The sequence below is a fragment of the Blautia sp. AF26-2 genome (assembly GCF_003460955.1).
In the GTDB taxonomy this organism is placed as follows: domain Bacteria; phylum Bacillota; class Clostridia; order Lachnospirales; family Lachnospiraceae; genus Fusicatenibacter; species Fusicatenibacter saccharivorans.
In genome coordinates this window covers 79,779-101,679 of record NZ_QTWD01000010.1, presented here as the reverse complement: position 1 = coordinate 101,679, position 21,901 = coordinate 79,779, and the positions used below count along the sequence as shown (strand labels likewise).

The following is a 21,901-nucleotide window of genomic DNA, read 5'->3' as shown; positions in this document are numbered from 1 at the left end:
TCATGGATTTAAAAGAATTTTATTTTCAAAATATAAAGGAATCCGAATACCATTATCGTTTTCTGGAATCTGTTAAAAAGGTAAATTATACATATAATATTTTTTATGGTGAAGAAGAAACTCAGAATTATCAATTTGAGATTTATGATGTTGAAGAAGCAATAACGAAATTTAAAGAACTGTGTCAGCCAGATGTTGATTTTTCAGGTGAAAATAAATGTTGGTTTTATCTAATAACATATTATCTACATATGCTCGGTTATGAAATAAAAGAGTTTCCTAGAATACTAGCAAGACCCCCTGTTGATCCAACAGACTTTACATATAGAGATATTAGAAATCGAATTATTGCTCTAGGTGGAGATGATAATGGAACTGTTCGTTATGCGACTAGAAGAACCTTTGTAGCAGATCTGACATTTGAGCAAAAGTCTTGTAATATTGAAGTGAACGATTCTATAAATCAGAAATTTATTGAAATTTCTACTAGACAGGCATCTTTCAATAGTATGCATATAGATGAAAAAATTGCTGAGATTGCAAACCTTATTGAAAACCTGTTGAAACAAGATGGAAAATTTATCACACCAGAATATGAAGATGTATGTTGTGGCTTCATTGACGATACGATAGTAAAGAATTATAGAAAGAAAATGCAGTGCTTTAGACATTGTACAGATGAAGCAATAGAGGAAAGAAAGACATACTCCGAAGAACAAAAAAAATTCCTTGTTGATTATGGACTTACAATGGTAAAAGCTATTCATGAATTGGTGAAATAAAGAATAGTAACATAGGCAGCTAGTAGGAACATTTTAAAGCAGTATTTATGTGCTACAAGAACAGAAATAGAGAATCCAAGTTATAAATTAATTAAAAGTGATAGCATACAGTTATGCATATTTGTTTGTAAATATACATAACTGTATTTTTTATTACGGGCAGGGCTCTTCGGGGTTCTGCCCTTTTTCTCTTTTTCCAGACCGAAAGACCACCTGCTGGAAAAGAACAAAGAAAACCAGAAAGGATGTGGTGACTTATCATTATAGGAATTGACCATGGATATTATGCCATCAAAACTCCCCATGTGTGCTTCCCGACAGGATTGACCGGGTATGATTACGAGCCGTACACCATGCAGAATGTCCTGCAGTACAATGGGAAATTTTATGTGTGTGGAACCGGGCGGCAGACGCTGGTGAGAAGCAAGACTTCCAATGACAATTATTATCTTTTGACAATGGCAGCTATTGCTCAGGAAATCCGCTATCGCCGGGGAGAGAGGAAAACAGATGTGGTTCTGGCAGCCGGCCTCCCACTGGCAAGTTTTGGCAGGGAGAAAAAAGGTTTCCGGGAATATCTGTTTCGGAAAGAGCAGCCTCTGCGTTTCCGGTACGAGGATGAGAGCTATGAGATCCGGATTCAGGATGTAAAACTGTTCCCACAGGGATACTCTGCCCTGGCTCTTCACCCGGAATGTGTTCGGGATGAGCCTTCTGTTCTTCTCGCAGATATCGGTGGCTGGACCGTAGACCTGATGCGGCTGGACAACAGTGTTCCAAATGCCGCTACCTGCCGCAGCCTGGAACTTGGTGTGATCCGGTGTGTGGATGAGATCACCGAGCAGGTACGCAGAAATACCGGACTGTCTGTAACGGATATTCAGATCGAACGTGTTCTGAACGGCCAGAGCTGCAGCATGGACCCGGCCGCAAAAGAAATCATTGTCCGGCAGGGAAGACTCTACACGGAGAAAATACTGTCTGCAATTATGGAAGCCGGGTTCGATCTGAAGGCAATTCCGTCCGTGATCATGGGCGGCGGAGCCAGCATTCTGAAACGGCACGTGACACCGCAGGACAGGCTGTGTCGGCAGATTTACCTGACAGACATACACGCCAATGCTTCCGGCTATGAGCGGATTGTGGGGCAGATGTGCGCGAAGTAAAGAGACCCGTTTTCTCGTTCCGCCTGAACCTTGATAACCCAGATCACAAAAAGGCATGGGAGATCCTGCAAAGTGTTCCAGATGGACAGAAGAGCAGCTATCTGGTTCAGGTGATTTTAAAAGATCAGGAAAACAACCAGCTGGAGAAAAGCATCCGGCAGGCAATCCGGGAAGAACTGGCAGGTGTTTCCATTTCTGGCTCCGGGGAGAGGGTTTCAAAAAAGGAAGAAATCCCGTCCCAGATGCTGGATTTTCTCTCCGGGCTTGAGGATGCATTCTGAAAAAGTCAAGTCTTTCCTGGTGATAAAATAGCCAAATTTCAAGCAGTCAAATTAGTATAAATCACGGATTTTTGAAAGGGGTGATGCCTATTGAATGTTATTGGATCTGCATCCTTTGGGAGCTTTTGAGAGCCTCATATTCGTTGGGTATTGTGAATAGCTTTCTGTCATGTTTTAGGGTATGTTGTATGTAGAAAAAAGAAAGGAGAACGAACACAATGGAGATGAAAAACATATGCGGAAAAATTCCGGTAGAGCTGCATGAAAAGCTAAAACTGGAAGTCGAAGAGTTAGGAATCAGCATACCAAAATACCTTGAAATGGTAATCGAAGAACACATGACAAGAAAAGGAGAAAAGACGAACATGGCAGATTTAAGAACAGTAGCAGTACAGGTAACCGAGGATTTATTTTCCAGACTGAAAGCAGTCCTCGCCAGGAATGGCATGAAACAGAAAGACTTCTTAATCGGGCTTATCGAAGATGCAATCGAAAAAGAAGAAGCCAAATGGAAAGCAGAGTCAGAGGAAGCCGAAGAAACAGAAATGGAAGATCCTGAGACTGCGAAATCAGAACCGGATGAAGAGTCAGCAGAACCTGAAGCAGAAGAGCCTGAGACAGAAGCACTGGAAGCTGAAACAGACGGAGAAATGACAGAACCGGACGAAGCTGAAGCAGATGAAGAGCCGACAGAGCCAGAAAACGAAGAGCCAGCGGAAGCAGAGCCAACAGAACTGGAAACCGAAGAAGCAGAAGAATCTGAGCCAGAGGAAGCGGAATCAGAAGAATAGACATCACAAAACAGAAACCAAGAGACGGAAACGGTGCAGAGAAATCTGCACTGTTTTTTTCACAGCGAAGGGAGGCTGATAGCCGGAACAATTCGATTTTTTGACCTGTTCAGTGGAATCGGAGGATTCCGAGAAGGGCTGCACAGGGCAGGGGGCTTCACCTGTGTCGGACACTGTGAAGCAGATGCATATGCAGACCACAACTACCGGGTGCTGTTTGATACGGAAGGAGAGTGGTTCTGCAATGACGCAAGAAATATTGAAACAGAACGAATGCCGGACTTTGATCTTTTATGTGCGGGATTTCCTTGCCAGGCATTCTCAATCGCTGGACGAAGGGAAGGATTTGCCGATGCAAGAGGAACCCTTTTCTTTGAAGTTGCCAGACTGGTTGCAGACAAACGACCTGCGTATTTTCTCCTTGAAAACGTACCCGGTCTGCTTTCGCATGACAAAGGGCGGACGTTTCACACCATCCTCAGTACGCTATCTGAACTGGGGTATCATGTCGAATGGAAAGTGCTTAACAGCAAGGATTTCGGAGTCCCCCAGTCAAGGAAGCGGGTGTATATTGTCGGATATCTTGATGGAAGATGTGCCGGAAAAATATTACCTTTCCCAAAAGCAAATGGAACAGCTCTTATACAAGTCCATGCTGGCAAACAGGGAGAAAGAGTCTACGCAGAAGAAGGACTGAGCTGCACGCTGACCAGCGGGGCTGGTGGTATGGGCGGCAAGACCGGATTATACGAAGTCGGTATCCCAATCAAGGAAAACACCCGAAAAGGATACAAGATGGCCTACGAGGGGGACAGCATCGATCTCGGATATCCGGGAATCAACAGCCGCAGGGGAAGAGTCGGGCATGAGATCGCCCATACCCTGACGACCGGAAACCAGCAGGGAACACTGCATTTTGTAGATATCTCCCCTCCGCCGCTGGTGACAGACGTTGCAAGATGTCTGAATACCAGACAGGATTCCAGCATCCATAACCACAGGGGCGAAAGTTCCGGGGTGCTGGTGGAAGAACCGCCAAGGGCAGTGCTGACACCGGCCAGGGAAAAAGTCCGCCAGAATGGAAGAAGGATGAAAGAACCGGAAGAGCCAATGTTCACCATTACGGCAACTGACCGTCATGGAGTGATTTACCACGGCAGAATCCGCAGGCTGACGCCAAGGGAGTGTCTGCGGCTGCAGGGATACCGGGATGGTCAGATTTCCAAGATGGAAAAAGAAACATCGGATAACCAGCTTTACAAGCAGGCCGGTAATGGTGTCACTGTCAATGTCATTGAAGCAATAGGCAGAAATTTGAAAGCAGTAGATGAAGAGATCCAAAGCGGCTCACCTGTTCCAGAAGCGAAGGGTGGGTGAAGCAGATCGACCTAAAAGACCAGTATTTTGGTACAGAGATTGAGATGACAGGTATCAGCCGCTATGATGCGGCTGTTGCGATTGGAAGAATGTTCGGAACAGAGCCATATCATATCCGTTCTTACGATTCCTGGTGTGTAAAAGATTCAGATGGAAAAACGTGGAAATTTTCAAGGGACAGCAGTATCGACTGTGAAAGGCTGGCAAATGGTACTGTAATAGATGCCGATGGAGATTATTCGACAGAAATGGTATCCCCGAAATTGGAATATTCGGAAATGGGGAAACTCCAGGAAGTGGTGCGGTGTGTCAAAAACGCAGGTGCTTTTGTCAATTCATCCTGTGGCATGCATGTCCATGTGGACGCATCCAATCATACACCAAGGAGTCTGAAAAATGCACTGACGATCATGTACTGCAAAGAGGATATTCTGTTCAAAGCCTTAAATGTACAGACGAGAAGGGAAGATGAGTATTGTCAGAAAGTCCGTCCTATGGTAGTGGAGAAGATCCGCCGGATGCCAAACAGCACCATCACGATGGAAAAATTCAAAAGGGCATGGTATGAGGGAAATGACGGAAGCTCCGAGCATTACAACTGGACAAGGTATTATGCCTTAAACCTACATGCTGTTTTTTCCAAGGGAACACTGGAATGGCGTTGTTTTGAAAGCACCCTCCATGCAGGAAAAGTCCGGTCAAACATTACGCTGGCACTTGCCATATCCGCACAGGCGGTCAACCAGTCCTGTACCCATGCCAAAAAGACGGAGATCGGGGATAACCCGGCATTTACATTCCGTACCTTTTTGCTCCGTCTCGGACTAATCGGGGACGAATACAAAAATGTGCGGAAGCATCTGCTTGCTAACCTCGACGGCGATAAAGCATGGCGGTATGACAAAAGCACATATGCCTGTCTGCAGAAGCCAGGACGGACAGAGGACGCAAGATAACAGAATAACGAGAACAGACAGGCCGGGTGGGAACATCCGGCTGTTCTTATGAGAAATGAAGAAAAATAAGAAAGAGGTAGAAAACATGAAGAGCAAATATCGATTCAGGCGGATCCTTTCAGGGGTGATGGCGGCAGTCACCATCTTATCCACGGTCATTTCACCGTTGACCGTTTATGCTTCGGAAGAGCCGAAAACGGCAGAACCGCCAGCTTATGAATCCGTAAAGGATCTGCTGGATGAAGAGGAAGTGGTAAAAGCCAACGATCTGGAGCTGGAAGTCGGACAGGAGTTTGATGTTTCCAGTGACCGCACGAATCTGGAAATTAAGGACGAAAGCAAAGTCAAAGTGATATTCCAGAAAGCAGAGAATGACGCCGGGGAGAACTTCAGCACCAGCCATGCAGACACTTACCATGCCGTTTATTATGTGGAGCCAGTCAACCAGAACCACCCGGTTTATCAGATTGGGAGAAATCTGATCGTAAAAGAGCCTGTGACAGCAGCTCAGAGTGAACCGCAGACAGAACAGGCAGTTACCGAAGAGGATACAGGTTCTGATGATGAGGAAGCTGCCTCGCAGGAAGAAACTGAGACAGTGCCTGTAGAGACAGAAATTGTTGAGCCGGAGACAGCTGAATCTGAAACAGAGGAAGCGGAGACAGAAGAACCGGAAGAAACAGAATCCGAATTTCAGGATGGACTTTCTGAATCCGAGTTTGATGCCGCATTAGAGGAATCCGAAACGGAAAATACAACCGATGCAGAATCCGGGCTGACACTCAGCGATGTTCTGGAGCAGGCAGGGGAACAGGATATTGACCTGATAGCAATGGAAGATGGGGAAACCGTTTCATTCACCGCAGTCAATACCAGTACAAGAGCAACCCAGGACGTGAATGTGACAAGAGGGACTGCATACTATTATGCAGACTACGGTTTGGGCTCCTATGTAACCTATAAATATACCGTTAAATTTGGAAATGTGTCTGCAACTGCCTACTGTGTGCAGCCATCCAAAGCGGGACCTGGGGATGGTGTTTACAAGATCACCAAACTGGGTGACAGCAAAGCACTGGCAAAAGTGTGCTACTACGGTACCAAAGCATCCGGTGAAAATGGATTTTTTTCTGAGAAACATCCTGATTTTTCAGCCGGAAAACAGTTTATCATTGTCCATCTGGCAGCATCCTATGCAAATAACAGCGGTGACGCTTTTTCTGGTACGAATGCAACCGGACAGGCTCTGGCAATGGAACTCTACAATTACTGCATGAGCCAGCCGGAGATCCCGGAAGTGGACATGAGTTTCTCCAATGCAGATGTTACCGCATATATCAGTGGCAACAGCCAGAGAACAGAAGAGATCACCTTCAAGGCATCCGAACTGCAGACCATCACCATGAAACTGCCGTCCGGTGTCAGACTGCATAATGTGACAACCGGAAAGACCAGCAGTGTAGGTGCATCCGTGGAAATCTGCGGCGGTACCAAATTTTATTTATCCGCACCGCTGACACAGGCTGTGGATGTCAAAGGGGAATGGTCTTCCACCATGAAAGGAAGCATCATCAAAGACTACTCCGCTTATAAGATCACCACCGGAAGCGAGACACAGGACCTTGCCCTGGTATTTGGCGAGGGCGTGACCGATGAGAAATATGTGGATTTTAAAGTTTCATGGGTAAAACAGGCAACTCTAGAAATCGTAAAAAAGGACCGCAAGAGCAACAAAGCCATCGCAGGTGCAGTCTATGGCGTTTACAGTGACAAGGACGGAAAGAACCTGATCACGAAGATGCCGGCCACAGATGACAACGGAGCTTCCAGCGTTACGATCACAAAAACACAGGATACCGTATACCTGAAAGAGATCTCCGTACCAAACGGATACCTGCTGGACACTAAGGCTTACGATGTGAACCTGGTCATCGGCGGCACTGTAAAACAGACCGTTACTGATGCTGAACAGATGGCAAGCCTGACTGTTTATAAATTAGGGGAAGTTCTGACTGGGGCAAAGGTAACTGATGATGGTGTTTCCTTTGTTTATACCGAGCAGAAACAGAAAGGTGCGGTTTATAACGTTTATGCCGCGTCGGACATTGTATCCGCAGACGGAACAGTAGTCTACAAAAAAGACGCATTAGTCAAAGCCGGACTTACCACCGGAGATGACGGAAGTGCCACACTGGATAATCTATATCTGGGGAAATATGTAGTAAAAGAAATGCAGGCACCACAAAATCTGGTATGCACAGGCGAAAGCCAGGAGATCACCCTTTCCTATGCTGGAAGCAACGTAGAAAAGGTCATGGGAAGCGTGACATTCAAAAATGACCGCCAGAAAGCAAGCGTAAGTGTATACAAGCAGGATAAGGAAACCAGGAAATACCTTCCGGGCGGCACTTATGGTCTGTATGCCGGAAATGACATCAAAGCAGCGGACGGAACCATTGTGGTCAAGAAAGATACTCTCATTGAGAAAGCAGTGACCGGAATAGACGGAAAAGCCGTATATCAGGCAGACCTGCCGATAGCCAACAGCTACTACATGAAAGAGCTGGGTGCACCAGCTGGATATGTGAGAAACGGCGAGGATGTGTACTCCTTTACCTTCCAGTACACAACAGACAAAGAGGCAACGGTTTCTTTCAACCATACGTTCCAGAATGAGCGGATCAATGCGAAGATCAAACTGGTAAAAGAGGATTCCGAAACCGGAAAGACCGCACAGGGAGATGCAACCCTTGAGGGTGCTGTTTACGGATTGTATGCCCGTGAAGATATCGTACATCCAGATGGACAGACAGGTGTTCTTTACCCGGCAGGAACACAGATTGCAACCCTGACTACGGATACAGAGGGAAATGCAGAAGTCGCAGACCTCTATCTCGGAAAGTATTACGTTAAAGAACTGACTCCGCCTGTCGGATATCTGGCAGACCCGGGAGAACATGATCTGGAGTGTAATGACGAGGGAGATCTGGTTCAGACGGTAGAACGTACCGTAACTTCTCTGGAAGATGTGATCAAACAGCCGTTTCAGGTCATCAAAGCCGCCAACAACGGAAAGACCGATGCCGATCTGTTAAAAGGTGTGGGATTCAGTGCATATCTGGAGAGCAGCCTGAAGAAAAATAAGGACGGTTCCTATGATTTTACATCCGCTACTCCGGTCGTGCTGACTGCAGACGGACAGACAGAAATGTTCACGGATGAGCGTGGATATGCATGCTCCATTCCGCTTGCATACGGGACTTACATTGTAAGAGAAACCACCACACCGCACAACTTCAAACCAGTTGATGATTTCAAAGTTGTGATTTCAGAGAACAATCCAGAGAAACCGCAGGTATGGCGTGTGCTTCTGGACGAAGAGTTTGAAGCAAAATTAAAAATCGTCAAAAAAGATGACGAGACAAAGAAATCTGTTCTGGTTCCGAATACTGAATTTAAAGTATACGATCTGGATAACAAGAAATATGTAGAACAAGTGACTACTTATCCATCCACTACGGTACATAAATCCTATTTTACGGATGAAAACGGATACCTGATCCTGCCACAGAATCTGGCTTGTGGAAATTACCGCATCGAAGAAGTGACTGCACCAGATGGATATACCCACAGCACCAATACCGTGGAAATCAAGGTAGACAGTGATACCGCATACCAGGAAGATCCGGTCAGCGGTGACCTAATCATCGAGGTGGATTTTGAGAACCACCCAGCTAAGGGCAGACTGACCATCCGCAAAGAAGGCGAAGTAGTCAAAGGTTTTGATAAAGACTTTACTTATGAGGAAGCCAGCCTTGCAGGAGCCGTGTTTGAAGTTTACGCCTCCGAGGATATCTATACCGTAGACCATCAGACAGATGAGAACGGCAACCGTTATCTGGAATATGCCAAGGACACACTGGTGGCAACGGTAACGACCGATGAAACCGGAAGTGCCGTAATCGAGAATCTTCCGCTCGGAAAATACCGTGTAGAAGAGAAAAAAGCACCGGAAGGATACACCTGGAATGCCAAAGGAGAAAAGGTAACCTTTACCTATGCCGGACAGGATACCCCGGTTGTAGACGAAGAAGTGACATTTACCAATGAACGCCAGAAGGTAAGCATCACCGTGGAAAAACAGGATGCAGAAACCGGAAGCGTGGTAGCTGGAGCCGTCTTTGGTCTTTATAATAAGAATGAGATCAAATCCGGTGACAATGTAATCGTGAAAGCGGACACCTTATTACAGGAGATTACAAGCGATGAAAAGGGACAGGCACACTTCACCCTGGACCTGCCGCTTGGAACTTATTATGTAAAAGAAATTTCTGCACCGGACGGTTTTGTATCCTCTGATGAGGTACTGGAATTTGATGCCACCTATCAGGGACAAGACATCCAGACCATTAAACTGAAATCGATTAAGAAGAACCAGCCGACGACCATCGAGGTGACAAAATCCGATCTGACAACAGGCGTGGAGTTGAACGGAGCATCCCTTTCTGTTCTGGATGAGGATGGAAACGTGATCGACAGCTGGACTTCCGTAAAGGATGAGCCTCATGTGATCAAATATCTGACTGTTGGAAAAACCTATATCCTCCGTGAATCCCTTGCACCGCTTGGTTATTTAAAGACTACGGATGTGAAATTCACCATCGAGGATACCGCAGAAATACAGAAAGTGGAAATGCAGGACCATGTACCGAAAGCACTGCTGATCGTAAACAAGAAGGGCGAATTTCTCGATAAGATCACCCTGCTGGATAACGTCAAAGGTGTTGTGGAACATTTCTTTGAGTACATTACAGGAAGCCTGACAGACGTTACCTTCGAAATCCGTGCTGCCGAAGATATCAAAGCAGCTGATGGCGTAAGCCCGGACTATTATTCCAAGGACGAACTGGTAGCAACTGTAACTACCGATGCAAACGGTGTTGCAGAAGTATCTGACCTTCCGGTTGGAAAATATTATGTCAAAGAGGTAGGCACAGCATATGGTTATATCCTGGATGAAGAACCACGATATGTAGATCTTTCCTACCGCGATCAGGATACCCCGGTTGTCGTATACGATGAGGACTGGCAGAACAACCGCCAGAAGGTGAAAGTGAACGTCCTGAAGAAAGAAAAGGATACCGACCGTGTATTAAAAGGCGGCATCTTTGGATTGTACACTAGGAACGACATCCTGTCCGCATCTGGAAAGGTGCTGATGGAAGCAGATACCCTGATCGAGTTAAAAACAACAGATGTAGATGGAAAGATTTCCTTTATTGCAGACCTGCCGATTGACGGAACCTATTATGTGAAGGAGCTGTATGCACCGGATGGATTTGTTACCACCGGAGAAGAACAGGAATTTGTTTTTGAGTACCAGGGAGACAAAGAAGCAGAAGTGTCCTATGAGTTCGTATTTGAAGATGAGCCGACAACCGTGGAACTTTCCAAAACCGATCTGACCACAGGCGAGGAACTGCCGGGAGCCAGATTACAGCTGACGGATGAAAACGGGGCTGTTGTTGAGGAATGGACATCCACCAAGGAGCCGCACATCATCAAAGAATTGGTTGTAGGAAAATCGTACACCCTGACAGAAACCAAGCCGGCCGATGGATATGCCACTGCGGAAAGCATCACATTCACCGTGGAGAATACTGTAGAGATCCAGAAACAGGTAATGGAAGATGATGTGACCAAAGTGGAGATCAGCAAAACGGATATTACCGGAGATAATGAGATCGAAGGAGCCAAACTGACCATCACAGATGAAAATGGCAATATCGTAGAAACCTGGACTTCCGGTAAAGAGCCGCATTATATCGAAAAACTTCCAATCGGTAAATACACCCTGAAAGAAGAGCAGGCTCCAAACGGTTATGTCGTTTCGGAAGAGATCACCTTCGAGGTGGCAGACACCGCAGAGATCCAGAAGGTAGCCATGAAAGATGATACCGCAAAGGGACGTCTGATCATTGAGAAAACGGACAAGGATACCGGAGCTGCACTGAAAGGTGCGGAATTTGAATTGAGGGATGCCGATGGCAAAGTGGTAGAAACCCTGACCACTGATGAAAACGGTCATGCAACCAGCGGACTGCTTGCAATCGGAACTTATAAGGATGGCAAATTTGATAAGGCAGCCACTTATTATCTGGTTGAGACCAAAGCACCGGAAGGATATCAGCTGGATGAGACCAAGCATGAAGTGACATTTACTTATGTAGATGACAAAACCCCAGTGATTGAAGTCATCCAGAAAGTGACGAACGAGAAGCTTCCGGAGGACACCCCGTCTGTAAGTAACCCGAAAACAGGCGATGACACCAACCTCTGGATTCCGGCCCTGTGCCTGATCCTTTCCACAGGCGGTCTGATCGGCATGAGTGTGGCATCCAGAAGAAAGAAGAAAAAAGGGGGCAGATAGGCTGAAACAATTATATTTTGCGTATGGAAGCAACATGGATCTGGACCAGATGGCATATCGGTGCCCAAAGGCGGAGGTGGTAGAAACCGTCCGCCTGGAGGGGTATCGGCTGACCTTTGCAGCCGCAGGAAGCGGTCTTGCCACCATCTTCCCGGAAGAGGGAAGCCATGTGGACGGCGTCCTCTGGTCACTGACTGGGGACTGCGAAAAGAGCCTAGATCTTTATGAAGGCTATCCTGATTTTTACGACAAACAGGAAATCACCGTCAAGAATAAAGGCGGAAGAGAGATCAAAGCCATTGTCTATATCATGACAAAAGATTACATGCAGAACTTTAATCCGCCCGGACGGTCGTACCTGACCGGAATCTTAAAGGGCTGCAGACAGAACCAGATTCCGACAGAGCCGATCCTGAAAGCAGCCAGAAAACCGCCTGTGCCGGGACAGACGCAGAAAAGCCAGCCAAAGAAGCAGAGGAAAGCCGGACAGGAACGATGAAAATCGCGAAAAAACTTTTTCAAACGGTATGCCTTGCAGCACTTTTCTTAAGTGCCGGGTTCCTGCTTTGCCATATGGTATATCTCCCAATGGAGAACAAAAAGCTGGTGGCAGAGCTGAAAGGGAATTTCCCGGAGCCGGAAGCTCCGGGAGCCTCAGGATCTGAAAAGAAAGACCAACCAGCTGGGAGAAAATGCCCGGTGGCTGCGGTAGACCTTGTTTCTCTCCAGGAACAATACCCGGATGTGCAGGGATGGCTGACCATACCGGATACCGGGATTGATTACCCGGTGCTTCAGTCCGAACAGGAGAATGGGGAGTTTTACCTGAAACGGAATTACAAAAAGGAATATGACATCAACGGAAGCCTGTTTTTACAGGCAGACTGTAAAGTGTCCGAAAGCAGGAATCTCATCATTTACGGTCACAACATGAACAGCGGGGCGATGTTCGGAAACCTGGACTTATATGCAGGGGAAGATTATTATAACGCCCATCGTTTTGCTTATCTTCAGACAGAGGACGGCATTCAGGAGTATAAGATTGTCACGGTACTGAAAGCAGACCGGAATCTGTTCCCGTTCCAGCAGAAACTTCCAGATGTGGTGGCCGTGCAAGAGTACCTAAAAGTAGCCAAGCGGAGGGAAGTGTTCGAAACCGGAGATGATTACCTGAAGTGTATATACGATAAGGTTTTGACGCTCGTCACGTGTTCATATGAATGGAGCGGTGCCAGGAATATCGTCCTGGCGGTGCCGGTTTCCGGGGCAGTGTGGAGTCAGAAGTGTTCGTAAGTACCCGAAAAGTGCAGAAAATGAGACAAATAATGACCGCATGGACAGGGATGTGTTCAAAACAGGGGAGTATATAAAGGGTGTATGCCAGGTATATTCAGATGGAAAATGTGTTCAAAAGTGGAAACTTTGGTAAATACTCTACGGAATATCAGCGAATGCTCTAACAAAAAGTGTCTGAAAGCCCCCAAAAAGTGTAGAAAATGAGACAAATGATGACCGCACAGACTGGGAAGTGTTCAAAACAGGGGGATTATGTAAGGGTGTGTGTTGGTAGTATTCAGGTGGAAAAAAGTGTCTGAACGTACTAGAAAAGTGCAGAATGTGAGACAGCTCATAATCCAGATCCGGCAGGAAGTGTTCCAAAAAGGAGTGCTTTCTGCTGGATCTATTTAGTTTATAACGAGCAGCGAGTTTTGACTCGTTGGAAAGGATGGTAATAATTATGAAACGATTTTATACAGCAGAATCCGTAACGGAAGGACATCCGGATAAGCTCTGCGACTTAATTGCAGACAGTATTCTGGATGCGTGTCTGAAAGAGGACGAAAATTCCAAGGTGGCCTGCGAAGTGCTGGCTACTAAAGGGAACATCATTGTGGCAGGAGAGATCACCAGCCGATATGAGCCACAGGTGTTTGAAATCGTCAGAAAGGTGTTGGAGAGTGCAGGCTATGAAGCAGATGGAATCCATATGGATGCCCTCATCCACAAACAGAGTCCGGATATCGCCGGGGCAGTGGAACGTTCCAGAGAACGCAGGACAGGAACTGTTTCTGTTCAGAGCGGACTTGCCAATGGAGCCGGGGATCAGGGAATCATGGTGGGATACGCCTGCGATGATACGCCGCAGCTTATGCCGATGCCAGTGGTTCTGGCGAACCGCATTGTAAGAGAACTGTCTGCAAGCCGTAGAAGCGGATATATCATGGGAATCCTGCCGGACGGAAAAGCACAGGTGACCGTGGAATACGAAGATGACAGACCTGTCCGTCTGGATACGGTCGTTGTGTCCTGTCAGCATGAAAAGGAAAAATCCCTTCGGAAGCTGGAGCATGAGATCCGGGAGAAAGTGCTGCGCCCGGCACTCCGCATGCTGCCGCCGGATGAGGATACCAAGATCCTGATTAATCCATCGGGCAGATTTGTGTGCGGAGGTCTGGATGCAGACACCGGACTGACCGGAAGGAAACTAATGGTGGATACCTACGGCAGCCTGGTACCGCATGGCGGCGGTGCATTCTCCGGGAAGGATTGTTCCAAAGTTGACCGTTCCGGGGCATACATGGCCCGTTACATCGCCAAAAACATGGTAGCTGCCGGACTTGCCAGCCGATGCCAGGTGTCCCTTGCCTATGCCATCGGGGTTGCCCAGCCAGTCATGGTGCAGGTGGATACCTTTGGAACGGGAAAGATCTGTGCGGATGACTGCCTCGCCACAGCGATCCCTCTGGTGTTCGGGCTTACCCCAAGCCAGATCTGTGACACCCTGCACCTGAAGCGGCCAATCTACCGACAGAGTGCGGTGTTCGGGCATTTTGGAAGAAAGGAATTCCCGTGGGAGAAAACGGATAAGGCAGAGCAGCTCCGGGATACCGTGATGTAATGCCGTGGATTCCGGAAGAAGAAATCAAACGTGCAAGGGAGATCACCGCCATTGAATACCTGAAGAAATATCAGCCAAACCGCCTGAAAAAATCTTCAGCCAGAAATGAATGGGAGCTGACAGACCACGACAGCTTTAAGATCAACGAGCAGACCAGCCAGTGGCACTGGAAATCCAGAGATATCGGGGGCACCAGTGCTTTAAATTTCCTGATCCATGTAGACGGGTGTTCTTTTCTGGAGGCAGTGCAAATGCTGAAAGATGAGTATCCCACCTATATCCCTCCGCCTGTGGAAGCAAAGCCAAAGAAGCCATTTGTCCTGCCTACGGCCAGCCCAGACTGCCGCAGGGTGTTCCGCTATCTGAAAGAGCGGGGCATCAGTGGCGAGGTCTTACAGCGGTGTGTTCATTTGGGAATCTTATATGAGAGTCTGCCCTACCACAATGCCGTGTTCATAGGCCGGGATGAAAACCAGGTGGCAAGATATGCTTTCCTGCGTGGGATTTACGATGCCAGCGGAAAGGCTTTTAAGATGGAACAGGCTGGAAGCGAAAAGGCATACGCTTTTTGTGTTCCGGCACAAACAGGATGCAGACGGGTTGCCGTTTATGAAGCTTGTGTGGATGTGCTTGCCCACATGACATTGGAACAGAGACAGGGAAGCCGGGATAAGTACCGTCTGGAGCTTGGCGGGATCAGCGCACCAAAAGAAGGGCATAGCCAGCGGAGCATGAAAAAGCCGCAGGCATTGGAACATTTTCTGTCCCAGCACCCGGAGATCACCGAGATTGAAGTGTGTACCGACAATGACTTTGCCGGACGGTGGGCGTGTGAACATATCCGAAAAGCCTACGAGGGAAGCTATCGGATCATCGAGAACCTGCCGGAAATCGAAGGGGCAGACTGGGCAGACATGGCAAAAATGGATGCCCGTACACCGGAGAAACGGCAGAATAGGGAAGCGAGGTGATGCTTTGAAAGATAAAATAGAAGTGGAAATGCTGTCACCTCTGATGGCAGAGTTTATCCCGGACTATTCAGATATTGTGGATCTGGATGATGCGGAGCCATTGGAAGGACCTGATCTGGTGCAGTATCAGACATCCATCGCAGAAAAGGTTGACGAGATCAACCGGCTCGGTATGCCTGACAACCAGCCATGCAACCTGATCGATTATTTTGACCGAAATAAGGACATTAAGGAAAAAGTGGAACGCATTACAATGGCGGTAAAAGAACAGGATGGTGTTTTATATGGCTGTGCAAACCTGACACTCCGGGAGAATCTGACACCAGAGGAATACCGTGTGGTGGGGCAGTATCTGAGAGGCCAGTACAGCGATGGCTGGGGAGAAAGTCTGGAACAACGGGAGATCAAGGTAGACGGCGGTGAATTATACTTACATTTCTATGTCGGTGCCGGCTCGGATTTCCAGATACAGGTGAAAGCACCAGAAAACGAGATGCAGGAACAGCAGCCGAAACCAAATCCGTCCCGTCCGAAGCTGAAGCTCTTAGGGCATGACGGAAATATTTTCTCAATCCTTGGGGATGCCTCAAGATTGCTCAGATGTGCCGGGATGTCCGAACAGGCCAACGAGATGGCAGACCGTGTCCACAAGAGTGGCAATTATTATGAAGCACTGGGAATCATCAGCGAATATGTGGAAACCGAACTGTCGGACCACCGTGAACAGCGCAGAACACCGAGAAAAGAAGTACCAAAAAAAGAGGATACCTGCCGATGAGCAGTTCCATAGATAGAAGCACTTCCAGAGAAATCTGGGAAATAAGCAAGAGGAAGGATGATGCCTATGGGAAATACCCTGAAACTTGAAGATCTTTTAAAACCGGACTGTCTGCCGGATGAGTCTGCCGGAGGGGAGAACTGGCGTATCTTGCATGGGGATACCTTAAAGCTGGTAAAAGGATTCCAGCCGGGGATTTTTGATGCAGTCGTGACCGATCCGCCCTATGCGTCCGGGGGAACCAAGCAGAATGAACGCAACCGCACCACCAACCAGAAGTATAGCAGCATGAAAGCAGAGAATGCCCTTCCGGACTTTGATGGGGATAACAAGGATCAGCGTTCCTGGACCCACTGGATGGCAGAATGGCTGTACGATGTGCGGAAAGCCTGCAAGAGAGGGGCTCCGATCTGCCTTTTTATTGACTGGAGACAGTACCCGTCTATCACCGATGCCCTTCAGTGGGCAGGCTGGATCTGGAGAGGAACTGCAGTCTGGGACAAAGGAAATTCCCGTCCGCAAAAAGGCAGGTTTCGCCAGCAGGCAGAATACATCGTGTGGGGAAGCAACGGTCCGATGCCAATCAACCGCCCGGTGTCCTGTCTTCCGGGTGTGTTCCGTTATGGGAATCCCCAGAACCGCATCCATGTGACAGAAAAGCCGCTCCAACTGATGAAGGATGTCATCCAGATCTGCGAGCCGGGCGGCCTGATCTTAGACCCGTTTGCCGGAGCTGGCACGACCATCCTTGCGGCGACAGAGTCGGGCTATCAGGCAGTCGGCATCGAAGTGACGGATGCATATTATAAGCTGGGAAGCGACCGTGTCCGTATCGCACTGGAAGCCGGGGCAGGAGCAGAGAATAAAGAACCACAGTAACCGGATGTCTGCCAGACATCTGAAAAAAGGAAGAAAAGAATCCAGATGTCCACAAGACATCCACAGAGCCGGAATGCTTTGTGGGTGTTTCTTTTTGGAAAAACGCCGGGCAGAGGAAACTTGTCTGGTCAGGAAAGGAGATGGTCGTATTGGAACAGGCACTTGCTTATGTCTGCTGCTCTGCAGAAGAGGGAAAGACCAAAGTACAGCGGTACTGCCGGAAGATCTACGAACTGGGATATGTGCCGATCTGTCCGCAGTACAGCTTTTCCCCATTCCTTGATGATGGGGATGCGGAGGATATGCAGGCTATGCGGAGAATGTCCCATCAGATCTTAAGACGGTGCAGGATGGTGGTCGTCTGCGGAAAAGAGACCACCGGGACGATGAACACGGAGATCAGCATGGCTGACAGACTCCATATCATCTGTACCACGCTGGATGGGTTAAGCAAAATCAAAGAAAACGAATAATTCCGAAAAACGATAGGTTCAGAGGGAACGAAGCAAAATGCGACTGGTTTTGCAAGCATAGCGTTTGGATATCCAAACGCACTTTGGGGAGAACCCCAATCCCCCATATCGAGCCGTAAACAGACGAAAGGAGAACGAAGAAATGTTAGGATTTATACTTGGCACAATGACCGGAGGGGCAATGGGCGTGTTTGCAATGTGTTTACTGATCTCAGGAAAACGGGAGGATGAGGCACTGGAGCGGTGCCGGATGAAACCAAAGGAGATCATTGACCACGGCGTGTGCATCTGTTTTGTAAACAGTCAGGGACAGGAACTGTTCCGGCTTTCAGACGGGGAGAGCCTTGTGCAGAATGCCCCAAATGGAGAGCGGAACGTATCCACCTGCCATTATCTGGATGCAGAATCTGCCATGATCGATGGGAAGAAATGGAACCTTCTGGAATTTGCGAAAGAGATGGAGAAAAGAGGAATCATGCTTGCCCCGATGGAACTGTGCCGGGTACCGGAAAGGGGGTGAGGCCTATATGAAGAAAAAGATTATTGCTGCAGCCGTAGCCATTGGCGTGCTGACAGGATTCCTGATCTGGAAAAACCGTGAAATGTAAGGAAACGATCAATAACCCGTTGGAAAGCAGGTGAAGAGATGAGAAAAAGAAACCATGTGATACCAGTCCGCCTCAATACAAAGGAGCTGCGTTTTCTGGAAGAGCAGGTAGAAAAAAGCGGCCTGTCCCGTGAGGAATACATCCGTTCCATTGTCATGGGCGGCGAAGTCCGGGCAAGACCCTGTGAACATCATACCGAACTTTTAAGGAAAGTATCCGGTCTGTGCAACAATGCCAATCAGCTTGCCCATGTAGCCAATGGATGTGGGATGGCAGGGGAAGAGAATATTCGGGAAATGCTCCGCATGACGAAAGAGACATGGAGGCTGGTCAAAGAGGAATGGTAGCCGATGGCATACACCAGTATCATCCCGGTCAGCCGTCTGGACAATTCCATTACTTACATTCGAAACAAGGATAAGACCACAAAGAAAGGGCAGAGTGCCGGCTCTCTGGAAGAAGCTATTCAATATGCAATGAACCGGGACAAGACGGAGCGTTCCATTTTTGAGAATGCCATTGGCTGTGTCTGTGAGACTGCTTATCAAGATATGGTAGATACAAAGAAACGATACCACAAGATGGACGGGGTGCAGGGCTTCCATCTGGTGCAGAGCTTTGCCAAAGGGGAAGTCACCCCGGAACTTGCCCACCAGATTGGCATGGAGCTGGCAGAAAGACTCCTTCAGGGAAAATATGAAGCTGTCATCACCACTCATTTGAACACGGAGCATTACCACAACCATATCGTGTTTAATTCCGTGAGCATGAAAGATGGGAAAAAGTACCATAGTAACAGCAGGAGCTACTACGAGGATGTGCGGAAAACTTCGGATGCCTTATGCCTGAAATACGGCTTATCAGTTATCGAACCGAAAAATGGCAAAGGGAAATCTTATGCCCAGTGGATGGCAGAACAGGACGGAAAGCCAACCTGGAGAACCTCGATCCGTCTGGATATCCGTGATGCGGTGGCAGAAAGCTTCACATGGAAACAATTTCTGGACCAGATGAAGCAGAGAGGATATCAGTGGAAGCTGAATCGGAAGTACATCGCATTGAAAGCACCGGGGATGGAACGGTATATCCGTCTGCGGAGCCTTGGGAAGAATTACTCAGAAGAGAGCATCCGGCAGTGGATCTTACAGCCCAAGAGCAGGACAACTGCTGGAAAAGAAGGAGCTTCCCAGCCCCCGAAAAAGAAGTTAAAAGGGATACAGGCCCTGTACTATTCCTATTTGTATCAGATGGGTGTTCTAAAGCAGAAGCCGAAAAGAATCTCCCCAGTGCTCCGGGCAGATATCCGAAAACTGGATGCCAGGATCGAGCAGATGGAATTTCTTCAGAAGTATCAGATTACCACCCGTGAAGAACTGATGGCATACCGAACCCCGTTGGAAGAACAGGTGCAGGCACTCACAAAAGAACGGAAGCGGCTCTACCGGAGCGAACCGGACAGTGTTAGGATCGGTCAGATCACCGAAAAACTGAGGCCGCTTCGGAAGGATATCCGTCTTTGCATCCGGATCGAACAGCAGTCTAAAGAGATGGAAGAAAAGATGCGTCTGGCAGAGCAGATCCAGAGACAGGCAGAACAGACGGAGAAAAACAGACAACCGAGAACAGAAAGCAGGTGAACAGTATGAATTATGGAGGCGATGCGGCGGATCAGATCGTCCGGTATTCCTTGGACGGCGTGGACCACGGGCTCAGACTTTCGGGTACGCTGGCAAAGCATCTGGCGGTATTTGTTGCCGCCGTATTAAAAGACCAGAAGAAAACGAGGGGCAGAACCCGGATGGTGCGGATGTTAAAGGAGAACAAGCCATTGAAGTTCTTTACTGTGCCGTCTGACCGCTTGCGTGAATTCTGCAGTGAGGGCAGGAAGCGAGGGTTGCTCTATGTGATTATCCGTGATAAAAAGAACCCGGAGATGAGCGAGGTCATGGTCTTTGCGGATGACGCAGCCAAGGTCAACCGGGTTATGGATAAGATGAATCTTGATTTTGTAAGAAGTGAAGTCGGGGAAGCTGTCCATGAGGTAACCGCTGGAATGGAAGCACCGGAAACCGAAACAGTACAGAAAATCGTACAGATGCCAGAGGGCGAGGTGCAGTTTGAGATCAGCGATCTGGACGAAGCATTCCAGGTCGGTGACATGGATTTTTCTCAAGGAGAGAAGAATCAGAATCATCCTGAAAAGGAGTCTTCCGAACCGGAAAATTTTATCCCGGTGCAGGAAGAGGGGGAAGAGAATCTGTCCGGCTTTTCCTTGCACAGCAGAAATATTTCTACCGGGCAGGAAAACGGGACTGATGGAGCAAAGCCAAGGGAACAGGAGCGTCCCAGTGTCCGCCGGGAGCTGGAGAACATCAAACGGGAGAAAGCAGAGGAATCCCAGAAGCGGAGCCGGGAAAAGAACCGTGGACCAAAGAAAACGCAGAAGAAAGCGAGAAATAAACGAAAGGTGAAAGCGAGGTAGAAGATGGACCTGACAAAATTTTTAGGGCAGGACACGCAGGAACCGTCCGCCCAGCGGCTATCGAAAGAGGAATATGCCGCACAGAAAAAGCAGGAGAGGGAAGAAATCTGGGGCATGATCGATGGAAAGGCACAGGAGATCTTCCAGAATGGGGACTCCTTAAAAGGATTCCTTGATTTTATGGGACAGTGTAAGCCACAGAGGACAGACAACCTGTTCCTGCTCTATGCACAGAACCCGGAGATCCGGCAGATTAAGACCTTTGAAAAATGGAAAGAAGAAGGCAAAGTAGTCAAGACCGGAAGCAAGGGATACAACTTCATTGTCGGACAGGAATACGAAAAGGATGGTGTCATCCAGCAGGGATACTCCATCCAGAAAGCCTATGACATCAGCCAGATCCGTACCAAGCAGCCGGAAGAGGCAGAGCCAAAGCCGATGGACCAGCTGATGGAAGCACTGCTGACCGACAGCGAGGTACGGATTCAGATCGCAGACAATCTGCCGGATAAGGTACAGGCACAGTACATCCCGAACAAGCGGACGATCTATGTCCGAAATGGCATGAGCGAAAATGCAACGTTCCATTCCATCAGCCGGGAGCTGGCCTGTGCATCCCTTGACCATCACGATGGAAGCTACAGCCGGGCAGGGGTATCGACACAGGCCTATTGTGCGGCGTATGTGACAGCACAGAAATACGGCGTGGATGTCTCCGGTTTTTCCTTTGACAAGGTATGCCAGATGCAGGCATTCGGACAGAAAGATCCGAAAGGACTCCGCTCCTTTATCCAGGATGTAAAGAGTGCAGCCTATTCCATTGGCAAGCAGATAGACCGCAACCTTGGCAAAAGCGAGCAGGAATTTATGACCGATGAATTTGCCATCCCGGAGGAAAAAACGGAGAAACCTGCCAAGAGTAAAAAGTCCCCAGAACGCTGATAAAAAGGGGCTTTTCCGGCTCTTTTGCAGTAGCTTTCCGGGAGGAAGTGTGGTATGTTGTGGTTGAGAAAAAAGAGGAAAAAAGG

Annotated in this window: 19 protein-coding genes; all 19 read left to right on the top strand. The window is 48.1% G+C overall.

All coding sequences use genetic code 11. The features are described 5' to 3' along the window. The first annotated feature begins 2 nt into the window (after positions 1-2). The 19 genes from DWY63_RS13580 (at position 3) to DWY63_RS13490 (ending at position 21,815) form a co-directional block, all read left to right on the top strand. A complete protein-coding gene (locus DWY63_RS13580; RefSeq protein ID WP_117802441.1) occupies positions 3-782 on the top strand; it encodes a hypothetical protein in 780 nt (259 codons plus the stop codon). Between the two features lie 257 nt (positions 783-1,039). Next, positions 1,040-1,948 (top strand): ParM/StbA family protein, encoded by a 909-nt coding sequence (locus tag DWY63_RS13575; protein WP_158293346.1) that lies wholly within the window; start codon positions 1,040-1,042, stop codon positions 1,946-1,948. Then, complete coding sequence (locus DWY63_RS13570; protein ID WP_055155764.1) at positions 1,936-2,229, top strand: hypothetical protein; 294 nt, start codon at positions 1,936-1,938, stop codon at positions 2,227-2,229. The genes DWY63_RS13575 and DWY63_RS13570 overlap by 13 nt, the downstream gene beginning before the upstream one ends. 218 nt (positions 2,230-2,447) lie before the next feature. Next, positions 2,448-3,020, top strand: a complete 573-nt coding sequence (locus DWY63_RS13565; RefSeq protein ID WP_055155765.1) for a hypothetical protein — start codon at positions 2,448-2,450, stop codon at positions 3,018-3,020. Positions 3,021-3,095: 75 nt separating this feature from the next. Further along, positions 3,096-4,397: a DNA (cytosine-5-)-methyltransferase gene (gene dcm / locus DWY63_RS13560; protein ID WP_179963262.1), complete on the top strand. Its 1,302-nt coding sequence runs from the start codon at positions 3,096-3,098 to the stop codon at positions 4,395-4,397. 5 nt (positions 4,398-4,402) lie between these two features. After that, positions 4,403-5,353, top strand: a complete 951-nt coding sequence (locus DWY63_RS13555; RefSeq protein WP_081019500.1) for an amidoligase family protein — start codon at positions 4,403-4,405, stop codon at positions 5,351-5,353. Between the two features lie 85 nt (positions 5,354-5,438). Next, a complete protein-coding gene (locus tag DWY63_RS13550; RefSeq protein ID WP_117802466.1) occupies positions 5,439-11,783 on the top strand; it encodes a SpaA isopeptide-forming pilin-related protein in 6,345 nt (2,114 codons plus the stop codon). 34 nt (positions 11,784-11,817) lie between these two features. Beyond that, entirely contained in the window at positions 11,818-12,282 is a 465-nt protein-coding gene (locus tag DWY63_RS13545; RefSeq protein WP_196020431.1) for a gamma-glutamylcyclotransferase family protein, read from the top strand. Next, positions 12,279-13,076 (top strand): class B sortase, encoded by a 798-nt coding sequence (locus tag DWY63_RS13540; RefSeq protein ID WP_117802439.1) that lies wholly within the window; start codon positions 12,279-12,281, stop codon positions 13,074-13,076. The genes DWY63_RS13545 and DWY63_RS13540 overlap by 4 nt, the downstream gene beginning before the upstream one ends. Before the next feature lie 445 nt (positions 13,077-13,521). After that, positions 13,522-14,682, top strand: a complete 1,161-nt coding sequence (gene metK, locus DWY63_RS13535) for a methionine adenosyltransferase (protein ID WP_117802438.1) — start codon at positions 13,522-13,524, stop codon at positions 14,680-14,682. Next, a complete protein-coding gene (locus DWY63_RS13530; protein ID WP_117802437.1) occupies positions 14,682-15,653 on the top strand; it encodes a DUF3991 domain-containing protein in 972 nt (323 codons plus the stop codon). Before metK ends, DWY63_RS13530 begins: the two co-directional genes overlap by 1 nt. Positions 15,654-15,657: 4 nt before the next feature. Beyond that, a complete protein-coding gene (locus tag DWY63_RS13525) occupies positions 15,658-16,431 on the top strand; it encodes a hypothetical protein (RefSeq protein ID WP_243001891.1) in 774 nt (257 codons plus the stop codon). A gap of 66 nt (positions 16,432-16,497) precedes the next feature. Then, positions 16,498-17,310 (top strand): DNA-methyltransferase, encoded by an 813-nt coding sequence (locus DWY63_RS13520; protein WP_227038989.1) that lies wholly within the window; start codon positions 16,498-16,500, stop codon positions 17,308-17,310. A gap of 149 nt (positions 17,311-17,459) precedes the next feature. Beyond that, positions 17,460-17,783 (top strand): DUF7768 domain-containing protein, encoded by a 324-nt coding sequence (locus tag DWY63_RS13515; protein WP_019162195.1) that lies wholly within the window; start codon positions 17,460-17,462, stop codon positions 17,781-17,783. Between the two features lie 142 nt (positions 17,784-17,925). After that, positions 17,926-18,303 carry a DUF3789 domain-containing protein gene (locus DWY63_RS13510; RefSeq protein WP_055155772.1) on the top strand — a complete coding sequence of 126 codons (378 nt, stop codon included), beginning with the start codon at positions 17,926-17,928 and terminating at the stop codon, positions 18,301-18,303. 126 nt (positions 18,304-18,429) lie between these two features. Then, entirely contained in the window at positions 18,430-18,738 is a 309-nt protein-coding gene (locus tag DWY63_RS13505; RefSeq protein WP_015533354.1) for a plasmid mobilization protein, read from the top strand. Between the two features lie 3 nt (positions 18,739-18,741). Further along, entirely contained in the window at positions 18,742-20,028 is a 1,287-nt protein-coding gene (locus DWY63_RS13500; protein ID WP_117802435.1) for a relaxase/mobilization nuclease domain-containing protein, read from the top strand. Between the two features lie 5 nt (positions 20,029-20,033). Next, positions 20,034-20,873 carry a PcfB family protein gene (locus DWY63_RS13495; protein ID WP_117802434.1) on the top strand — a complete coding sequence of 280 codons (840 nt, stop codon included), beginning with the start codon at positions 20,034-20,036 and terminating at the stop codon, positions 20,871-20,873. A 3-nt stretch (positions 20,874-20,876) separates the two neighbouring features. Further along, positions 20,877-21,815, top strand: a complete 939-nt coding sequence (locus DWY63_RS13490; protein WP_117802433.1) for an ArdC-like ssDNA-binding domain-containing protein — start codon at positions 20,877-20,879, stop codon at positions 21,813-21,815. Positions 21,816-21,901: the final 86 nt, after the last annotated feature.

Excerpts from the sequence above, each read along its gene's own strand:
- DWY63_RS13505 (WP_015533354.1), top strand. The coding sequence starts at position 18,430 with ATGAGAAAAAGAAACCATGTGATACCAGTCCGCCTCAATACAAAGGAG.
- metK (WP_117802438.1), top strand. The coding sequence starts at position 13,522 with ATGAAACGATTTTATACAGCAGAATCCGTAACGGAAGGACATCCGGAT.
- DWY63_RS13500 (WP_117802435.1), top strand. The coding sequence starts at position 18,742 with ATGGCATACACCAGTATCATCCCGGTCAGCCGTCTGGACAATTCCATT.
- DWY63_RS13520 (WP_227038989.1), top strand. The coding sequence starts at position 16,498 with ATGGGAAATACCCTGAAACTTGAAGATCTTTTAAAACCGGACTGTCTG.
- DWY63_RS13550 (WP_117802466.1), top strand. The coding sequence starts at position 5,439 with ATGAAGAGCAAATATCGATTCAGGCGGATCCTTTCAGGGGTGATGGCG.
- DWY63_RS13545 (WP_196020431.1), top strand. The coding sequence starts at position 11,818 with ATGGATCTGGACCAGATGGCATATCGGTGCCCAAAGGCGGAGGTGGTA.
- DWY63_RS13565 (WP_055155765.1), top strand. The coding sequence starts at position 2,448 with ATGGAGATGAAAAACATATGCGGAAAAATTCCGGTAGAGCTGCATGAA.
- DWY63_RS13530 (WP_117802437.1), top strand. The coding sequence starts at position 14,682 with ATGCCGTGGATTCCGGAAGAAGAAATCAAACGTGCAAGGGAGATCACC.
- DWY63_RS13490 (WP_117802433.1), top strand. The coding sequence starts at position 20,877 with ATGGACCTGACAAAATTTTTAGGGCAGGACACGCAGGAACCGTCCGCC.
- DWY63_RS13540 (WP_117802439.1), top strand. The coding sequence starts at position 12,279 with ATGAAAATCGCGAAAAAACTTTTTCAAACGGTATGCCTTGCAGCACTT.
- DWY63_RS13495 (WP_117802434.1), top strand. The coding sequence starts at position 20,034 with ATGAATTATGGAGGCGATGCGGCGGATCAGATCGTCCGGTATTCCTTG.
- DWY63_RS13510 (WP_055155772.1), top strand. The coding sequence starts at position 17,926 with ATGTTAGGATTTATACTTGGCACAATGACCGGAGGGGCAATGGGCGTG.
- DWY63_RS13580 (WP_117802441.1), top strand. The coding sequence starts at position 3 with ATGGATTTAAAAGAATTTTATTTTCAAAATATAAAGGAATCCGAATAC.